The sequence below is a fragment of the Collinsella sp. AM13-34 genome, assembly GCF_003473055.1.
Taxonomy (GTDB): domain Bacteria; phylum Actinomycetota; class Coriobacteriia; order Coriobacteriales; family Coriobacteriaceae; genus Collinsella.
The window spans coordinates 1-17,956 of sequence record NZ_QRLE01000029.1 but is presented as its reverse complement, the minus strand read 5'-3'; the positions used below and the strand labels follow the sequence as shown (position 1 = coordinate 17,956).

The 17,956-nt window shown below is 58.4% G+C and carries 14 protein-coding genes, 1 tRNA gene and 1 pseudogene; 7 read left to right on the top strand and 9 right to left on the bottom strand.

Features of this window, described 5'->3' with window-relative positions; genetic code table 11:
- Positions 1–54: 54 nt before the first annotated feature.
- The 3 genes from DW151_RS09610 to DW151_RS09600 all read right to left on the bottom strand — a co-directional run bounded on the left by DW151_RS09610 (position 55) and on the right by DW151_RS09600 (position 3,825).
- Complete coding sequence (locus DW151_RS09610) at positions 55–384, bottom strand: type II toxin-antitoxin system HicB family antitoxin (RefSeq protein ID WP_022094981.1); 330 nt, start codon at positions 382–384, stop codon at positions 55–57.
- Positions 377–640 (bottom strand): type II toxin-antitoxin system HicA family toxin, encoded by a 264-nt coding sequence (locus DW151_RS10930; protein ID WP_118335587.1) that lies wholly within the window; start codon positions 638–640, stop codon positions 377–379. Before DW151_RS10930 ends, DW151_RS09610 begins: the two co-directional genes overlap by 8 nt.
- A gap of 146 nt (positions 641–786) precedes the next feature.
- Positions 787–3,825 carry an insulinase family protein gene (locus tag DW151_RS09600; RefSeq protein ID WP_118335585.1) on the bottom strand — a complete coding sequence of 1,013 codons (3,039 nt, stop codon included), beginning with the start codon at positions 3,823–3,825 and terminating at the stop codon, positions 787–789.
- A gap of 526 nt (positions 3,826–4,351) precedes the next feature.
- On the opposite strand from DW151_RS09600, the gene DW151_RS09595 reads away from it, so the two are divergent.
- The 3 genes from DW151_RS09595 (at position 4,352) to DW151_RS09585 (ending at position 7,779) form a co-directional block, all read left to right on the top strand.
- Positions 4,352–5,827 carry an ATP-binding protein gene (locus tag DW151_RS09595; RefSeq protein ID WP_118335583.1) on the top strand — a complete coding sequence of 492 codons (1,476 nt, stop codon included), beginning with the start codon at positions 4,352–4,354 and terminating at the stop codon, positions 5,825–5,827.
- A gap of 129 nt (positions 5,828–5,956) precedes the next feature.
- Positions 5,957–6,622, top strand: a complete 666-nt coding sequence (locus DW151_RS09590; RefSeq protein WP_158571692.1) for a PilZ domain-containing protein — start codon at positions 5,957–5,959, stop codon at positions 6,620–6,622.
- A gap of 5 nt (positions 6,623–6,627) precedes the next feature.
- Positions 6,628–7,779 (top strand): hypothetical protein, encoded by a 1,152-nt coding sequence (locus DW151_RS09585; RefSeq protein ID WP_118335579.1) that lies wholly within the window; start codon positions 6,628–6,630, stop codon positions 7,777–7,779.
- Between the two features lie 48 nt (positions 7,780–7,827).
- Here the strand turns inward: DW151_RS09585 and DW151_RS09580 are convergent, their stop codons facing one another.
- Positions 7,828–8,337: a hypothetical protein gene (locus DW151_RS09580; RefSeq protein WP_118335577.1), complete on the bottom strand. Its 510-nt coding sequence runs from the start codon at positions 8,335–8,337 to the stop codon at positions 7,828–7,830.
- Between the two features lie 397 nt (positions 8,338–8,734).
- On the opposite strand from DW151_RS09580, the gene DW151_RS09575 reads away from it, so the two are divergent.
- The gene (locus DW151_RS09575) at positions 8,735–9,538 is read left to right on the top strand and encodes a hypothetical protein (RefSeq protein ID WP_147351780.1); all 804 of its coding nucleotides are present in this window, start codon (positions 8,735–8,737) and stop codon (positions 9,536–9,538) included.
- Between the two features lie 79 nt (positions 9,539–9,617).
- Positions 9,618–10,550, top strand: a complete 933-nt coding sequence (locus DW151_RS09570; RefSeq protein ID WP_118335573.1) for a hypothetical protein — start codon at positions 9,618–9,620, stop codon at positions 10,548–10,550.
- A 91-nt stretch (positions 10,551–10,641) separates the two neighbouring features.
- Here DW151_RS09570 and dcm read toward each other — a convergent pair whose 3' ends face one another.
- Entirely contained in the window at positions 10,642–11,904 is a 1,263-nt protein-coding gene (dcm, locus tag DW151_RS09565) for a DNA (cytosine-5-)-methyltransferase (RefSeq protein WP_233543390.1), read from the bottom strand.
- Positions 11,905–12,045: 141 nt separating this feature from the next.
- Here dcm and DW151_RS09560 point away from each other — a divergent pair, with 141 nt between their 5' ends.
- Complete coding sequence (locus DW151_RS09560; RefSeq protein WP_158571691.1) at positions 12,046–13,551, top strand: Sau3AI family type II restriction endonuclease; 1,506 nt, start codon at positions 12,046–12,048, stop codon at positions 13,549–13,551.
- Between the two features lie 153 nt (positions 13,552–13,704).
- Here DW151_RS09560 and DW151_RS10795 read toward each other — a convergent pair whose 3' ends face one another.
- From DW151_RS10795 to DW151_RS09550, 3 genes and pseudogenes are all read right to left on the bottom strand, one after another.
- Complete coding sequence (locus tag DW151_RS10795) at positions 13,705–14,439, bottom strand: ATP-binding protein (protein WP_233541134.1); 735 nt, start codon at positions 14,437–14,439, stop codon at positions 13,705–13,707.
- Between the two features lie 156 nt (positions 14,440–14,595).
- A pseudogene (locus tag DW151_RS10925) lies at positions 14,596–15,003 on the bottom strand (AAA family ATPase); the annotation flags it as partial.
- Between the two features lie 118 nt (positions 15,004–15,121).
- Positions 15,122–15,820: a DUF5710 domain-containing protein gene (locus DW151_RS09550; protein WP_118335570.1), complete on the bottom strand. Its 699-nt coding sequence runs from the start codon at positions 15,818–15,820 to the stop codon at positions 15,122–15,124.
- 407 nt (positions 15,821–16,227) lie between these two features.
- On the opposite strand from DW151_RS09550, the gene DW151_RS09545 reads away from it, so the two are divergent.
- Positions 16,228–17,241 carry a hypothetical protein gene (locus DW151_RS09545; protein ID WP_118335568.1) on the top strand — a complete coding sequence of 338 codons (1,014 nt, stop codon included), beginning with the start codon at positions 16,228–16,230 and terminating at the stop codon, positions 17,239–17,241.
- A 506-nt stretch (positions 17,242–17,747) separates the two neighbouring features.
- Here the strand turns inward: DW151_RS09545 and DW151_RS09540 are convergent.
- Positions 17,748–17,822: transfer RNA gene (locus DW151_RS09540), tRNA-Val, on the bottom strand.
- Between the last annotated feature and the right edge of the window lie 134 nt (positions 17,823–17,956).

The window sequence follows — 17,956 nt, the reverse complement described above, 5'->3', positions numbered from 1 at the left end:
ACCACCACAAAGGTGCCTGTCCCCTTTGTGGTGGTTTTGGCCCATGCGTTAACGCTATAACGCCGCGGCGATTGCTTCGGTCACAAACTTATTGAGTGACTCGCCCTTCTTTGCCGCCGCCAGTGCTGCCTGCTTGTGAAGCTCGGAGCCTGTTCTCACATTGAACGAGCCCTTAAAAGCCCGCTCTGGTTCCTTGCCCTTTTCGGCACAAAACTCAAGGTAATCGTCGACGGCGTCGTGGAAGCATTGCTCCACTTCTTCAGCCGTGGAGCCTTCAAATACAATTGCGTCCCTAATGCCGGCGACCATACCTGTTAGTACATGCTGCTCGGCATCGAACTCGACTGGGGCGAAATAGCCCTTGTATGCCAAAACGTTACTCATGACTGCCTCCGACATCCTGCAGAAATCGAACGATGTTTCGAATTGTCCCCGCTGTCAATTCGTCAGATGGATGAGGCGCGTGCATCACGAACATCCTGCCATCTGAGGGCCTGTAGAAGCGAACGCGCGATCCGGATGTCTTGCCTTTGCTGTCCATTTCAAAGCCATATGAGGCCATGACTTTTAAAAAATCGGCATACCGATACGTCGAAGGGCAGCTAAACAGTTGGACGATGAGTTTATCGGCTCGAGTCATCCCGCCTCACATTCTGCAACTATATTCTAGTTGCAATTTAGATCCGATGCAATCACCCATACTATAGAACATGTGTACGTATAGAACAAGTGTTCGAACCACTACAGAGGGGCCTGTCCCCTTTGTAGTGGTTTTGCTTGCTGTGGCTAGCCCAGCAGGTCGACTACGTTGAAGTTGGCGTTGCTCTTGGCGATGACATCGCGGCCGCCAAAGATGCAGGTGGGCGACTCGGCTGCGATGCGCGTCACGTCGGCGCCGAGCGAGCGGAGCTCACCGGGCGTGGCGGCGAGCATCTGGGCGCGGCGCTCCTCGCGTGCATGCGGATCGAGCCTGGCCAGGTAGGTCGTGTTGCGGCGCTTGGTGAGCGCGTACGGCTTCATCGGCGCGTCCATGCCGCTCACGCAGCTCACGATAAAGCCCTCAAAGGCGGCCTCGTCGGGCTCAAAGCGGCCAAGCCATGCGCCTGCGCGCTCCACGCGCTCAATCGAAGGGTCGATCGCCGGGTCGCGGTAGGTGTAGAACGCCGTCTGGCGCTCGCCGGCTGCGCGGAATCCGCAGCCGTATGCACCGCCCTTCACGCGAATCTCGTTCCACAGGTAATCGTAGGAGAGCGCGTTGGCAGCCACGGCCCAAGCGCCTGTCACGTCAATGCCCAGGCGACGCGGATCGCACGCACGCGCGGCAAAGCAGATGTCGCTGGGGATCACGAAAGCCTCGTGGCGGTCGCACGGCGCCGGCACCGCGAGCGCGTGGCGGCCGGCACCGTCGCCCGCACCCAGCCCCAGGTCGCCCGCGGCATCCCAGTACGTGTCAAAGTCCTCATCGCTGCCGGTAAAGCTCGCCATGCAGCCATCGGCCACAAAGATACGCTCCGCCAGCTCGGAAAGCTTGGTACGCAGCCCGTTCACGCGCTCGTCAAAGTGCTCGAGCAAATCGCGCAGGAACAGGTAGAAGTCTACGCCCGAGAGCTGCTCACGCACCACGGCCGAAGGCGAGCTGTAGCTCATCGCGCGACCGAGCGCCGCCGAGTGGCCGTTGTTGATAAAGCCCTGCTCAAGCCCAATGCGAATCTGCGTGAGCACGTCGCGCACGCGGTCGGCGTCGGCGTCTGCCAAAAGCGTGCTCGACCACACCTCGCGCGGCAGGCTTGCCAGCGAATCGATCTTCTCGGACAGGGCGCCGGCGCTCACCAGCAGGTAGGGGCGCACGCCGTCCACGTCGGGCTGCGTCATGACCTCGGTCGTAAAGCTCAAAAAGCCCAGCTTGCCGGCGATCAGGTTGTCGAGCTCCTCGGCCGTATGCGTCTGCGTGGGCAGCTGCTTGAGCAGGCGGCAGAGCAGCGTCACATAAGGCAGGTCCTCAAACGCGACGCAGCTCAGGTCGAAATACTGCATGGCGTAGGCCAGACGGTTGGTGGGGATGCCGTGGCGCAGGCAGGGAATGGGCGCAGTCGTGTCCACAACCAGCGGCGGCTCGGGGCGCGCCTCGCCAATGTCGGACACGCGCAGACGCGGCAGCGTGGCCTTGGCCTCGGGCGCGTCTTCCGCCTCCTGGGCGGCACGCAGCGCGGCCGTGCGCTCGACCACGTCTGCCAGCTCGGCATCGGTCATGGCGTCGCGCTTGGCGGTGAGCTCGGCGGCCTCGGCACCCTCCGAACCCTCGTCGGCGTCCACCGGCACCAGCTCGACCAGTGCCAAGTGGTCGTTTTCCAGCACCAGCTCGCGCAGCAGGTCCTCAAAATAGCTGCCGTCCAGCTCGCTGCGCAGCTCCTCGTACACCGGGCCGTACTTGAGCGCCAGCGTCGCGGCGTCGTCATCGTAGAGCCACGTGCTCAGCGCGTCGCACGCAATGGCCACGCCGTCGGCGATGCCGTAGTCGCGCTGGCGCAGATCGTATTCGTTGCTGCTGATGATGGCTTCCAGGCGCTCGCGCGGAACGCCGTGCTCGCACAGGTCGCGGCAGGCGTCCTGGAACACGCGGCGCAGCTCGCGCGCCACGCCGGGCTGCGCGTTTTGCAACATGATGAGCTCGTAGGGCTGCAGGCTCTCGGCCGCGGTGTAGCTCACCACGTTGCCGCCCAGGCCGGCGGCCAGAATGGTCTTCTTGACCGGCGCCTCGTTGGAGCCCAGCAGCGCCTCGAACAGGATATCCGCCGCGATCGTGCGTTTGCGGTCGAGCGCGCTGCCCAACACAAGGCCCAGGCCCACCAGGGCGTTCTCGGGTGTAGTGGCCATCTCGACGCGCTTGTACTCGCAGGTCACGGGCGTCTGCACGCCCAGCGGATTGGGCGCCAGCGCGGACGGGTCCTCGCCGGCGGCAACGGCTGCGTCCATGCGGCGGCTTGCGGCACTCGGCTGCGACAGATAACGCTCGTCCAAAAAGGCCAGTGCGCGGTCCACGTCCAGGTCGCCGTAGAGCGTGATGTAGGAGTTGGAGGGGTTGTAGTGGCGCGCGTGCGTGTCCAGGAACTGCTCGTAGGTGAGCGCGGGAATCGCGCGCGGGTCGCCGCCGCTTTCGTGCGCATAGGCGGTGTCGGGATAGAGCGCGGCGTTGACGGCGTCGTCCAGCACGCTCATGGGATCGGACAGCGCACCCTTCATCTCGTTGAATACCACGCCGTTATAGCGCAGCGTGCCCTCGCGCAGGCTCGCGGAGCTGTCGCTGCCCTCGATCTCGACGCTCTCCGGCAGGTCCAGCTCGTAGTGCCAGCCCTCCTGCTCAAAAATGGTGGGCTTGGTATAGATGGCCGGGTTGAACACCGCGTCCAGATACACGTCCATCAGGTTGTACAGATCCTGCTCGTTGGTGGTGGCGACAGGGTAGATGGTTTTGTCGGGGTAGGTCATGGCGTTGAGAAACGTCTGCATGGAGCTCTTGATCAGGTCGACAAACGGCTCCTTGACGGGAAACTTGGCCGACCCGCACAGCACCGAGTGCTCAAGAATATGGAACACGCCGGTGGAATCGGCCGGCGGCGTCTTAAAGCCAATGGCAAAGGCCTTGTTCTCGTCATCGCACGCCAGGTACAGCAGGCGAGCGCCCGAGGCGGTGTGGCGCAGCACGTAGGCGTCCGAGTCGAGCTCGGGCACGGTCTCGCAGCGCTCGACGGCAAAACCGTGGCAGGTGGTACCGGGTACCAGCAGCGCGGCAGCAGCGGCGCGCGGGTCGGTTGAGGTGGCGGACATATGCAGTCTCCTTTGACGCCCCAGCGGGGGCGAATCGAGTCGAATCCTCGAGAGTATACCCATATGGGGCCTTCGACCAATCTGCCGGATGAGTGTGGATTTTCGGACACACGAGCGTGGAAATTCGGACGCAAATTGAACGAGAGTGGATTTTCGGACGGAAACAGCCCCAAAACGCCCAAAAACCGTCCGAAAATCCACTCTCGATTTCCGACCGTCCATCACTCATGCATTTCTCATCTCTCACTCATCTCTAATATGAGAGATAACAGAAAGATGAGAGATAAAAATGAGAGATAACTGAGCAGCAAAGAGACAAGCAACCATGATATTGTCTCAATATCGATTGTTCCACCAGCAAAAACATGATTTAATGAAGCAGGTAGAGATATCTTATCTCTCATCTTTCACTCATATCTAATACGAGAGATAACAGAAAGATAAGAGATAATTACGAGAGATAACTGAGAGACGAGGGAAATCCGTCTGCAGCATTCTCCGCAGGACCGAGCGAAGGGACGTGCAGATGAACGAAAACGAGCTGGCCGGTTTGCTCGAGTCTTTAAAGCGCATGGGTTCGGATGACTTTAGCGTCGAAGTAAAGGAGAGCGCCACGACGCTTTCTCGCGACGTATGGGAAACGGTTAGCGCATTCGCGAATACCGCTGGCGGAATTATCGTGCTCGGCGTGAGCGAGCGCGCGGGCTTTGTCCCGGTTGAGAACTTTGAGACCGAGAAGGTACTCAACCAATTCGTAGCGGGCATGGGTGATGCCGGCGGTCGCGGAAAACTGGCCAATCCGCCCAAATACACCATTGAACGCGTGGAGCTCCAGGGCACCGTGGTTCTGGTCATCACGATTGAGGAGCTCGACCCGTCGAGCAAGCCTTGTTATGTCATAGAGCGGGGCGCTCAAGGCGGCAGCTACAAACGCATCGACGACAAAGATGTTCCGCTCTCGTCGACCGAGGTCCTGTCCTTGTCATCGTATGAACGGACGAGCCCCAGTGATCGCGATGCAGTGCCCGGCGCGGTCGCAGGCGATCTTGACGAGGCCCTGGTCGACCGCACGATAGAGCGTGCTTTCTCACTGACACCCCGTGCGATGCGCGACGCGCCGGACAAGAAAACGAAGCTGGAGCGCCTGAATTTCCTCGACTCCCAGGGCAATGTCACTAAAGCCGGGCTCCTGGCTGCGGGTGCCTATCCTCAGCAGTTCTATCCCAAGCTCTTTATCGATGTGGCGGTCTATGCCGGAACGCAGAAGGGCGCGGCGGGGTCGTTGAGGTTCATGGACCGTACGATCTGCGAGGGAACGTTGGGCGAGATGATTTCGGATGCTGTCGCGGCTGTCGCCAAAAACCTGCGCCGCACCGCGACCGTCCAAGGCATTTCGCGTATCGACTCGCTGGAGATTCCCGAGGAGGTCCTGCGTGAGGCAATCGCCAACGCGGTTATCCACAGGGAATACGGGGATCGGTTCTGTGGGCAATCGATCGCCGTCGACGTTTTTGACGATCGTATCGAGGTGGTGAACCCCGGCGGCCTATACGGAGGAAAGACTCGCGAGAACCTGTTTGACGGCAGCTCCCGATGTCGCAATGCGACGCTTGTGAAGCTCATGTCGCTTGTTCCATTGCCCGACGGTGCGGGCTCTCCTGCCGAAGGCAACGGATCGGGCATTCCAATGATGCTCGATGCTATGCGTGCGCACGGTCTGGCCGAGCCATTGTTTTGCCCGGGTTTCGACCGGTTTAAGGTTGTCCTCTACCGAGCGAAGGTTGAGCAAATCGATCATGGCGGGGACTTAATTGTGGCGGCACTCAAGCGCAACGGCGAACTGGGAACACGTGAACTGGCAGAATGCACGGGACTCACCGTCTCCCAGGTTAGGACGCGCGTCAATGCGCTTATCGCGCAGGGCAAGCTAGAGCCTACGGCCGCGACGACGAGCCGTAACCGCAAGTATCGACTAACAGGGCGTGCAGGGCAGATGCGCTAGCGGCTGCCGCGCCTCACATCCGCGCCATTTCACGCGCTGCACATCGAAACCTACGGCAAAGCAGGTACAATAGCCCAATGTGCATCGCGCACGACGATGATATCGGCGCCCGCGACTGGGGGAGACAACATGGCAGAGCAACAGATAACGCCGGGGACCAAGCTGCAGGTGGCATTCGACGTGCCCATGGGCCAAAAAACCGACTTCAACATGCTCGCCACGTACAAAGAGAACCTGGACGACGCGTACTTTCTTATGAGCGCGCCCATGCTCGCCGGCAAGCCGCTGCTCATGGACGAAAACCAAAAGCTGCTGCTGCAATACAAAGTGGGCGAGGAAACGTTCGTGCTCGCCGGCTACCCCGAGTCAGTCGAGAAAAAGGGCATCCGCACCTACTGGAAAATGCGCAAAGTCGCCGAGCAGCGCACCTTCGTTAAGCGCCGCGACGAGCGTTTTAAGGTCGCCATGCGCCTGACCTACCAGCGCGACAACGCGCCGACCCCCGAGCCCGAGGACGCCATGACCATCGACGTCTCGGCTGGCGGCCTGGCCGTCTACCTCAACGATTATCCCGACGTGGGCGAGGCCCTGTCCGTGCAAATGCCCACGATCCGCCTGCAGGGCGAGCGTCACGAGCTGCCCGAGCAGCTGGGCATCGTGTGCTGGGTGCGCCGCGCGCCCAAGGGCAGCCTGTACCGCAACGTCTGCGGCCTGCAGTTCCGCTACGCCGACGACATGGAGCGCGAGCTCGTCAAAGAATACGTCGGCTACATTCGCACCAAATATAAGATCTGATCGCCATGGCACTGTTCAAGCGTAACGACAACCAAGATCAAACTGCCGAGGATTTGGCCGAGGATTTGCCCGAGGGTGTAGCCGAGGATTTGGCCGAGGGCATGGCCGAGGATTTGACCGAGGGTCAGCCCGAGGGTCAGCCCGAGGACACCCCCGGCACCGATCCCGACCCGCGCAAGCGCTTCGGCAAGCCCAAGTCCAAGCCCAAACGCAACCTCCGCGGCGTGGTGCGCATCGAGGAGTTGGAGCAGGCGCTGGCCGACCAGGACCTCGACGACATCGACCCCGACGCGGTCGTGTCCATGTACATGCCCAAGCGCCGCATGGAACGCATCGGCGCGGCGCTGCTGCGCATGGACAAGCTGCAAAAGGCCCTCGTGGTGCTGGCGCTTGCCTTTGGCGTGCTGTTTGCCCTGTCGTTTATGCAGGAAAACATGGGCAACTTCACCATCAACCTCAACCGCCTGGAGCTGTTCCGCCGCGGCGTGGCCATTGCCGACAACGGTGACTTTAACAACGCCACCGCGCGCCTGGCGGCCGACGCCGTGGACAACGGCACCAATATCGCCGCCGAGGACCTGCCCGATAACCTGGACGACATCGACGGCAGCCACAACGGCAAAAACTACGTGGCGTACACCTTCTATATCCGCAACGCCGGCAAGACCGATCTGGGCTATAGCGCCAAGCTCAAGGTGGTCAGCGCCAGCAAGGGCGTGGACAAGGCGGCGCGCGTGCGGGTGTACCGCAACGGCGAGCCCACCACCTATGCGGCGGCAGCGGCCGACGGCAGCCCCGAGCCCAACACCGAGCCGTTTGCGTCCAAGGACGTGGTGACGACCATCAGCCACGCGAACTTCCGCGTGGGCGATGTGGACAAGTACACCGTGGTCATTTGGCTGGACGGCGACGATCCGGAGTGCGTGGACAAAATCATCGGCGGCGCGGTGGAGTTTGGCTTCGACTTTGATTCGTCCGAGACCGACGATTCGAGTCTGTTCATTAAGTTCGTGCAGGATATTGCCGACACCCTGACCGGCAACGATCCTATTAGCGCGAGCGGCAACGAGGCGCCCGATTACTACAAGGAACACAACGTGACGTGGAGTAACCGCCGCAACCAAAAGAACTCGCCCGTAGGCGACGGGGACAAGTAGAACGAACAAGCGCCGGGCCGGGGTTGATGCTCCGGCCCGGCGCTTTTGTTATGCCGAGGTTTTGTCGGAGGCGGAGGAAGTGGCTGAGGTGTCGCCCAGTAAGAACAGTCGTAGCGCGAGTTTGATCGCGTAACCCGGTTTGACCTGCGCCGCGTCTCCCATGCGCTCGCCCAGGTCGCCGCAGTAGGCATAGATGTCGCGGATCAGATTCGCGCCCGAGAGGGTGAACATGTAGCCCGCGTCCGAAAGCGCGTTGGGTGCTGCGGGCAGTCCTGCGGCCGCACAAAAGCTCGCAAGGTCGGGGCTCATGACGGCCTCGTAGTCAATCGCGTGTCCGTCCTCCTGGGCGGTCTGCTCCTGCTCGCGGGTGTACGACAACGCCGCCGCCAGCACAAAGCTGGGCGTGGGGGCGTTGACGTCGTCGGTGGTGGCGACGAGCTTGCCGGCCGCCTGCGTGACCAACCAGGCGACTTCGCGCTGGCAGCGGACGGCTTTGCGCGTCACCGGCTTGATCGATCCGACGGAAACGCTTCCCTTGGGTTGAGTGGCGGCAGGCATGAGCCCTCCCAACAAATAGCCCGTTTAGCAGGCAAAAATGACACGTGCCACACCAGTATAGCGAGTGGGGAAGGGCTAGGGCGAAGCACGGCGAGGGGTGTGAATATGCTGGCATGGCGCTGCGGCCGCAAACCTTAAGAGAGGCTTATGACACAGCGGAAGCGCGTGGCCAAATAAGGTGAACAGCGTTTACATAGTTCCATACCTAGCCCAAGGTAGACCCATGAATCTGCCGGAATGTAGCCCGCTGAAAACTCATAAGGAAATCGTAAGAAATATGGTATTCTCTAATCCAATTTTTGAGGATGGGCAAGCAACATCCAACACGAAAGCGCGGGCTCCCCTTCCGGGCTTCTCGAGGGTCATCTGGGATGAATGGGGAAAGAAAGGGGTCCGTATGGATACCAAGGCATTAAAGAAGCAGATGGGCGCCGCCATCGCCATGGTCCTCGTGGCAGCCGTAGCCCTCGGCTCCGCCACCTTCGCATGGTTTGTGACGAACAATACCGTCAAGGCCACGACGAGCAGCATCAGCGCTCAGTCGAACGCTGCTTACATGACAATTGCTAAGGGCGCCACTGGCGCTAGTACCGCTGACGTTAGTTCGGTTGAGAACAATATTGGTGACAAGGCTCTTTTCCCTGCCACTTTTGGCGAGCAGCTGGATAAGGGCGGCGTCGCGCATGTTGGTGAATTCTGGACTGGAAATGGTACGACAACTACCGACGGCACTCTGATAGACGCTCTGAACAAGGTTGGCACGAATGGCACCCCGACGGAGGCCGTGGACGAAAATTATGCCGTTTGCGTCCCCTTTAATGTAAGCACTAAGGGCCAGAAGATGAATGGCCTGAAGGTTGCTGGGGTATCCAACGGTAAATTTGATGCCGTGAACGAGGCTAATAATAGTTCTGCTTTGAATAAGGCCCTGCGCGTTCTGATTGTTGACGGCGCTGATTCTACGAAATGGGTCGTGTATGGCCAGGAGGCTAATTCGACCACGTACGAAGTTAAACTTAGCTCCGGCGCGGATAAAGCTGTTCCCGACTTTGGCGAGGTTTTGCCCGGTAAGGACCACGTTGTAAATGTTTACCTTTACTATGAGGGATCCGATGCAGCCGTTTATACCAACAATCTTGGTAAGTTGACCTCTACAAATCAGGTTACTGTTCAATTTACTGCTACTCCCAACGGTAACTAACCAAGCGGAATGGCATATCTGCTGACTTGAGGGCGGGGTCTTTCGGCTCCGCCTTTTTTGAAAAGAAGGTAGGTGAAAGATGAATATTTACGAAATGAGAAAGCAGCTCAGGATTGCTGCTGTTTCGGTTGTAATGGCAGCTGTGGCACTCGGGTCGGCTACGTATGCATGGTTTGTTACCAATTCTACGGTTAAGGCAACTACGGGCAGCATCAGCGCTCAGACAAACGGAATGGTTCTCCAAATTGTGTCCGGAGATACACCTAATCATGAGGACAACCGCGAAGCGCTGACGACGGCATCTGCCGTTGGAAATCAAATCAGCCCTTCCTCAACGGATAACGCGAAGTCCTGGTTTGTACCCGCCACCTGGAGCAATACAAAGGTTAGTTCCTATAAGGAAGCCAATACCGACGAAAAGGGTCTTTACCGTCAAGGCAACAACTCGTATTACGCATTTGCGGTGGGAAACTATACCGTCTATACGGTTAAGGAGACTGGTCGTGCCGATGTCTATTTGAATCCTGATAGCCCCTTAGTTGTCACGCCTTCGGCGGGTGCTTCGGAGAATTGGTTCAATAAGATTAAGGGGTCCTTGAGGGTTGGTATTGTTGTCGGTGAGGACCTTAAGTTCGTCTATGCTCCGACTCAGCCATCTTCTACCGAAACCGGCAACGATGTTAATGCCACTATGGGCTGGAGCTGCGTTGCTTCAGCGGGAGATACAACCCAAGAAGCAAGTTACATGCACTTGTATGCCGACAATCTTATTGATCAGCAGAATGGGAACTGGGCAGCCGCAAAAAACGGCGCTCTATATGATAAGCCGGCTGGGCAAAACGGTAAGGCCATCGCTACGAATGTTGGCTATAACGGCACTCATATAAAGGTTGTCATCTGGATGGAGGGCACGGATTCAGATTGTGTGAATGTGTCCGATTTGGATGATGCCCAGAAAGCAAATCCAACTTTTAATGTCACGCTCAATTTGGTTGGCGTGGCGACTGAATAGTCCGTCAATATAATCGTAGCAGTGTAATTAAAGACGAGGGCCAGTTCAATAGAGAACTGACCCTCGTTTGTTTATGCCCAAAGCGGTTTGGTTACAGCCTGTACACCTCAACCATGGCTTCACCGATGCGGTGGGGAACGCCAGTGACGAGCGCGTTGCCCATGCAGAAGGCTCGATGGCCATCGGTCATGCCGGTGTCTGTCCAGCCTTTCGGGAAACCCTGGAGCTGATCGAGCTCGTCGGGGACAAGACGGCGGAAGCGACCGTCGGGGCACTCGATGACATGCTTAAAACGGCTGGCCCCCGTGCCGCCTTCGCCTGTGAGAATCGTGCGGCTTGGTTTGTCGATAGCATCCGGGAAGCTCATGGCTCCCTCGGAATACGTGTACGTAAAGCCCGTCTTCTTATTGGTTCGCTCCTCGCGCTTGCTGCCCTTGAGGTAGCGCCAGTCGGGGAGCTTTTCGTCAGAGATGTAGAACTGCTCCGGAACATTCGCCTCGTCGACAAGCACATCGCCAAGTACGCGGCGCTCGCCGTGATAGTCCTCAGCAAAATCGCAGGTCAGAACGTGGCAGCCCTGCATGACACCGGCGTTCTTGAACTGCGATGTCTTTTGACCAACGCCAAAGCGAGTCGAGTTCTCATAAGGGTCGGGCAGGACGTCGAGCTCGGCCATTTCGTCGGGATAGATAGCGGGGAAGGCCTTCGCCATTACGCCGTTATGCATGCGATCAACAAGGTTCACCTCGCCGGCGTTTTTCTCGCAGAAGATGTAAACGCGTTTGCGTCGCTGGGGGAAACCGTATTCTGCTGAGTTGACCACGCGCCATTCGACGGTGTAATCGAGGTCGGCAAGGCAGCTCAAGATGATGGCGAAGTCGCGACCGCGCTGAGATGCGGGTGACTTGAGCAGACGGTCAACGTTCTCAAAGAGACCGAAGCGCGGCTTCTTCATCTCAAGAAAGTGGTAGATGTCCCACCAAAGGACACCCTTCTTGCCCTCGATGCCATGTGCCTGATTAAGCGGACGTGCGACAGAGTAATCCTGGCAAGGGAAGCCGCCAACGACCATCTGCACATCAGGGATTTCAATCTCGCCGGCTTCAGCCTGTTCAAGCACCTTATTGATGTCTTCGTTAACAACAGAGTCCTCGCCAAAGCGATCCATATAGCAACGGGCTGCGAACTGACGTGCCTTGGTTCCGGGCGGCTCCCACTGGTTGGCCCAAATGGTATGGAAGGGGCCGGCGGGCTTCATGTAAAACTCGGGATGACGCGGGTCGGCATAGCCTTCAAGACCCAGACGAAATCCGCCGACCCCCGCAAAAAGCTCGGCAATGTTAATCTCAGACACGTTTCTCCAATCGCTGCTGTGTCCGTTTATGGTGCTCACAACAATAACCGATCGAGCGGACAAGATCAAGACCTCAATTTCATGGAGGAATATGCTGCCCTGAACTACCATGAGGTTAACTGCGACGTTCGGAGGTACCCCATGTCCAAGAAGCACCTCGATTTCAAGCGCATGCTTGACGATACCGATTTTTCTGACCCCTCAAGCATTGAGCGGTATGCTGCCAATCTCGACGGGATGACGTTTCGCGATATTCTCGAGCTCGGTATTGCGCCGGAGGGGGAGAGTGCGCCCAAGGACTTTGGGTCTAAGAAGTACAAGGGCGGTATGGGAACCCTGATTGAGGAGCGTTACTTTGGCTACAAGGCCAATAGCGATGATCGGCCGGACTTTCCCGAGGCAGGCGTCGAACTTAAGGCAACGTGTTTTGACGTGCTCAAGGACGGTCGCAAGTCGGCCGGCGAGCGCCTTGTCTTAACGATGATTCCTTACGACCGCCCTGTCTCGCTTGACTACGACAACTCGCATCTCAAGACCAAGCTCAGCAATATCTTGCTGATTTACTACGGCCGTGATCGCTCTATCGATAAATACGACCAGCGTATTGAGCGCGCTGTTATGGTTCGCCTGCCCGAAGAGGACATGAAGATCATTCGCGCTGACTACGAGAAGATCATTTCATACATTCAAGATGGCCGCGCGGATGAGCTTTCGGAGGGCATGACCACCTACTTGGGCGCCTGCACAAAGGGTGCAACCGAAGCGACGATGTGGGTTGACCAGTATTACGAGTATTTCAATACCGATACGGGCGAGATCGAGCGCCGTCGCGCAAAGCGTCGCGCCTTTTCGCTCAAGCGCTCGTATATGGACTACGTCCTCCACACCTATGTCCTCGGTGCCCCGCGCGTCGGTGAGAGCATCGTCCAGGCCGGCGACGAGTCCATTGATTTCGAAAGCTACGTAACTGCGCTTATCGAGCGCCACTATGGCGAGACCGATCGCCAGATTGCGGAGCAGTACGGATTGGAGTACACGGGCAACAAGGCGCAGTGGACGACGCTCGTTTATCGAATGCTCGGCATTAAAAGCAATGCTGCCGAGGAGTTCGTTAAGGCCGGGATTAACGTCCGTGCTTGTCGCGTTAATAAGAGAGGGCACATCGAGCAGGCAATGTCTTTCCCTCCGTTTGAGTTTAAGCAGCTAATCAACGAGGATTGGGAAACGTCTTCCTTCCGTGCGCGCCTTGAGACCAATCGTTTCTTCTTTGCCGTGTTCCGCGAGGACCACGAGGGAATGTGGCGCCTTGACCGCTGCCTATTCTGGGCAATGCCGGCAAACGAAATCGAAGGCCCCGCAAAGGCTTGCTGGGATGAGACGCGAAAGGTCATTCGCGAGGGCGTTGAGCTCAATCCGTATCGGGATGCAAGCGGAAAGCTCAAGGTGACCAACAATCTGCCCGGTATGGCAGACAACTCGATCGTCCACGTTCGCCCGCACACCTCAAAAGCTGCGTACAGATTCGCCGATGGAACCGAAATTGGCGACATTGCGAGGAACGCCTACGAGCTGCCCGACGGACGTTGGATGACCAAGCAATCGTTCTGGTTCAACAAGGGCTACCTGGAGCGCATCCTGGGGTTGTAGCGATCTCGCATAGGATTCTCGATGACGTTCTGTTCGTAACGTCGCTATTGCTGATCGCGGCTCCGCCTCGCCATTACCTATGAAGAGGCGGAGCCGTAGCTTCGATGACCAAATTGCCAGTCAAGATAATCAAATGAGCTGAGATGCACCGCCCTACGCCCGCAGCGCCCCAATGGGGAACACGTAGACATCGTGTTCGGCATCGTAGCGGCAGAAGGGCGAGGTCGCGGTGACGACGGCGCAGAACTCCGGCTGAGGGTTGCGTGCGGCAGGGTTCAGGGCGACCTTGCGGCGCAGGCGTTCGATGTTGCGGATTCCGTCGCTTACCTTGGATTCGCCGAGCTTGATTTCTATCGCCGCCCAGCGGCCATCGTTCAGCTCGATGATGGCATCGACTTCAAGCCCGTCGGAGTCGCCATAGTAGTGGAGTGAGCCCGGATACGAGCCGGGCAGGCACGAGGTGTAGACACTCAGATCGTGAATGCACAGAGACTCAAAGAGCAGGCCAAATGTTTGGCCGTCTGCAAGGAGCCTCTCGGGGTTCATTCCGAGTGCGGCTGCGGGAATGGAGGGGTCGACGAAATAACGTTTTGGCTTGGTGCGCAGGCGAGACTTGGCGCGGACGGGCGCATCCCAACCGGGCAGATTTACGATCGCATACATACTCTCCAACATGTCGAGGTAAAACGCCACGGTTGAAGTTGCCGGCTGGGCATCGCTGTCGCCCAACGAGGCGTCTGCCGCAATGGTGTTGAGCGTGGCAGATGTCGCAACGTTGCGCGCGAGCGAGGACACGATATGTCGCGCCGTAGACCCCACGCCTCCTTTTTGCGGAACGCTGACTTCGTACATGGCATCGAGATACTGGTTAACGACCTCTGCGGCCATCTGGGGGCTCGCTCCGACAAGCGCCGGCCATCCCCCGCAACAAATTGCGTCGGCCAACATCGGGAGCGATCCTGTATAGGCGGAAGGTTCGAATGATCCATCGAATAGGTTTTTCAGCGAAACGGACCCCGTTGAAAGTCCGCGTTCCCAAAGCGTCATGGTGCTCATGTCGAGACGCGCTATGCGACCGGCACCGCTGTGGGTAACAGAGTTTTTTGCTGGCGTTGATGATCCAGTGAGGATATAGAGGCCCTTTTCGCCGCCGGATGCATCTACGGCGCGGCGTGTGGCGTCCCATGTTGCGGGGGTCTCCTGCCATTCGTCGATGACATGCGGCTTATTGCCCTGAAGGGCGAGCGAAGGATCGGCTTCGACTAGTGACTTTACGTTTGGGTCGTCAAGATGAACGACGCTCTCACCGAATGCGAGCGCGGTCCATGATTTGCCGCACCATTTGGTGCCCCGAATCTCGACTGCTCCAAAAATCTGGAGCAGGGTTTGCAGTCGTTCGTCCAAAAGGCGAGGACGGTAGGATTTGGGCTGTTCCGAACCATAAGAAATCATGATTTGATAAACCTCACTACCTGCGCATACTCGATTTTCGAGGATAATCATACTCGATGTTCGAGGATTTTCGCACTCGATTTTCGAGAAAAACTGGACTCGATTTTCGAGCTTTGCCCTACAGGTAGATCCCCTCGCACAGGGGCTTGTGGAACTGGGTGTGGTGGTCGCGTGCCCAGGTGAAGAGCGCCTGGTCAAAGTTGTCCTGGCTGGCGGGGATGCCGTAGACGCCGGCGACTTCCACGCGCACGAACTCCAGCGCGGGCAGCTTGTTGATGGCCGTGAGTGCAAACGGCGACGTGGGCTCCTCGAACAGGTAATGGCTGCCTTGCAGCGCGCCACAGGCGGTGCAGGTGCTGGCGAGCGATACGGTTTTGGTGGTGCGCGACGTTACGGGCTTGTAGCCGCAGCGCTCGCGCAGGTAGTCGCGGATCTCGGCCGGCACGCAGCCCAGCGCGGGGACGATGACCACGGCGTTGGCGCGGGCGGTGTCGATCGCGATATGGCCCGTGTCGTCCATGGCGGGCGCAGCGCTGGGCGCAGCCTTGCTGCCCGAGTCCTCGGCCACCCGATACGGAATGCCAAAGGCCGCGACCGTCGTCTGCTCGTGGCACTTCCAACATTCGCGCTTGCCCAGCACCAGGTAGATGTAGGGCGCGCTGGGGTCGGAGCGATCCACGCCGGGCAGCCACGCGGCAAAGGGCTCGGGGTTGACGCCATCGGGCACGTACCAGATCTTCTTGGCTCGGTCCCACTTGGCGCCCAGGGCCTTGGCCTTGTCTTTGTGCGTAAAGGGAACGTCGAGTTCGGTGCGCATGGCGGCTCCTTTGTGCGGCTTGCGGTGCATGTGCTCCAAGGATACCCCAGCGGCGGGTGCGTGGTCGCTAAACGAGCATTTCGACCGTCCGAGAAGTCGCGGAGCATTTTGGCGAGTGCGTGCCGTCAAGCAAATGAGCAAGTGTTTGGTCAGATTTTGGTCAGTTGAGCGGCAACCTTGCCAAAAGCTTGACGGATTTGCAGCTAGACGTCGACGAATGAACACTTTGGGCGCGCTGCGGCAAAAAACCGCCGGTCGTTTGCCGAAAACTTACCAGGACCGCCGGCGGCCGCCGACGCGCGTGTTATCTTCGCGCCATGAGCTACTTTATCGTTTCACATAACGCTGCGTTGGCGCTTTTGGCGCACATCCCGAACCCTCGATTTGGGGATTCGGAACCAGAGGTCGTGTCGATCGCGGGCGCCTGCGCGCTCTGTGACCGGGAGGCTCAGGAGTTTATCGATCACTACGACCTGGGGATTGATGTGCTGGATCTGATGGTGCCGACGCGCGCTGACCGCCGGCGGACCAAGCACGTCGCGACGCACCTGTGCACCAACGAGCTCCCGGCAGGTTCGTTTATCTCGCTGGGCCACTGGATGGGCGACCTGGATGCGTATGTGTGCTCTCCCGAGCTGGCGTTTTTGCAGGCCGCGCACGATGGCGATGCGGCGGCTGCCATCTATGCCGGCTATGCCATGACATCGGACTATCGGCTAGATAACCTTGCTCCCGGTGGGGTAACAAGCAGGGGTGCGGGCATGCGCGACGGCAGGCTTACGACCAAGGAGCTCATTGCGGCGTATATCGAGAAGTCCCCCAAGGTGAGGGATCTTGCGAAAGCAAAGGCGCTGCTTGCATATGTGATTGAGGGGTCGCGCTCTCCCAGGGAGTCGGGGCTTTGCATGTTTATGTCGCTGCCTGCGCGCTACGGCGGGTATGCATTGGGCAAGGCCGAGCTCAACAAGAAGGTCTTTATTCGCGATGGACTCAACGATGGGCGCGAGCGCAAGCTGCGCGTGCTGGAGCGCACGCCCGACATTACGCTTACAGCTAAAGTCGAGGTGGGCAGGGATAAAGTAAAGGCCGGACTGCTGCCAGAGGTGCTGACCGCGATGGTCGACTACGACAGCGATGCCATTCATGACGGCCGCGAGAAGATCCACAAGGATGCCGAGCGCCGCAACGAGTTGGAACTGCTTGAGGGGGTAGCGTATTTTACCGTGACAACCGACCAAGCAAATGACTACGAAAAGCTCGTTCGGCTGTGCGAGCGCATCCGACGCAAGCTGCATCGGAATAAGCGCCCCATCTTTAACAAGGCGATGAGTGCAGAGCAGCGATATTTTGCCAACGCGCGTGCCGAAACGAAGCGATTTTGGCTCTGGCAAGCCGTTATCGATGCGCATCAGTATTGGTAGGGGCGGTAGCGAGGGGTTAGAATTAGCGGCCATATATCCAGGTTTAATACTTTTCCCGAGAAGTGAACGAGTCAGAATGGACCCCCGAAACATCGACACTTTTAGGGGCTTGTTTCCTGCGGTTTTGCTGCTGGAATCCTGCGGTTTTAACGTCAAAAAGTGTGGATGCTCCGGGGGTCCAAATAAGCTCGTTCACTTCTCGGGAATAGTATTAGACCTCAATATAGAGGGGGTTACTTAAATATGGCTGCGAGGGCCATCCGAGCCTGATCGGGGCGGCCGTTAGGGCTGTTGAGCGATTTTGGGCCCGATCGGGGCGATTACCGGGGTCGTTTGGGCGGCTTGGGGTGCAGTTGGGGTGTTTGCCGGCGCTGTCGAGGCGGTATCGGCGTCGGCCGGGATGGTTATTGGAGCTGTTGAGGCGGCTTTGGGTGACGCGACGTCCTTTTGGCTTGACGGCGTAAAACAAAACAGCTCAGAGGCGAAGCCTCTGAGCTGCGAACATTTGGTGGGCGTTAGAAGATTTGAACTTCTGACCTCTTCCGTGTCAGGGAAGCGCTCTCCCCCTGAGCTAAACGCCCGATCAAGGGTGCGCGAGTGCGCAGGGAATAATATAACGGAGCTCCCACCCGCTGGCAAGAACTATTTTTTAAAAAGCGGCAACTTGCGACCCTACCTTGATTATCGACTTTATCCGAACACCTCCCACATTCAT

Excerpts from the sequence above, each read along its gene's own strand:
- DW151_RS09590 (WP_158571692.1), top strand. The coding sequence starts at position 5,957 with ATGGCAGAGCAACAGATAACGCCGGGGACCAAGCTGCAGGTGGCATTC.
- DW151_RS09550 (WP_118335570.1), bottom strand. The coding sequence starts at position 15,820 with ATGCGCACCGAACTCGACGTTCCCTTTACGCACAAAGACAAGGCCAAG.
- DW151_RS09580 (WP_118335577.1), bottom strand. The coding sequence starts at position 8,337 with ATGCCTGCCGCCACTCAACCCAAGGGAAGCGTTTCCGTCGGATCGATC.
- DW151_RS10930 (WP_118335587.1), bottom strand. The coding sequence starts at position 640 with ATGACTCGAGCCGATAAACTCATCGTCCAACTGTTTAGCTGCCCTTCG.
- DW151_RS09585 (WP_118335579.1), top strand. The coding sequence starts at position 6,628 with ATGGCACTGTTCAAGCGTAACGACAACCAAGATCAAACTGCCGAGGAT.
- DW151_RS09595 (WP_118335583.1), top strand. The coding sequence starts at position 4,352 with ATGAACGAAAACGAGCTGGCCGGTTTGCTCGAGTCTTTAAAGCGCATG.
- DW151_RS09570 (WP_118335573.1), top strand. The coding sequence starts at position 9,618 with ATGAATATTTACGAAATGAGAAAGCAGCTCAGGATTGCTGCTGTTTCG.
- DW151_RS09560 (WP_158571691.1), top strand. The coding sequence starts at position 12,046 with ATGTCCAAGAAGCACCTCGATTTCAAGCGCATGCTTGACGATACCGAT.
- DW151_RS09575 (WP_147351780.1), top strand. The coding sequence starts at position 8,735 with ATGGATACCAAGGCATTAAAGAAGCAGATGGGCGCCGCCATCGCCATG.
- DW151_RS10795 (WP_233541134.1), bottom strand. The coding sequence starts at position 14,439 with ATGGCCGCAGAGGTCGTTAACCAGTATCTCGATGCCATGTACGAAGTC.
- DW151_RS09610 (WP_022094981.1), bottom strand. The coding sequence starts at position 384 with ATGAGTAACGTTTTGGCATACAAGGGCTATTTCGCCCCAGTCGAGTTC.
- DW151_RS09600 (WP_118335585.1), bottom strand. The coding sequence starts at position 3,825 with ATGTCCGCCACCTCAACCGACCCGCGCGCCGCTGCTGCCGCGCTGCTG.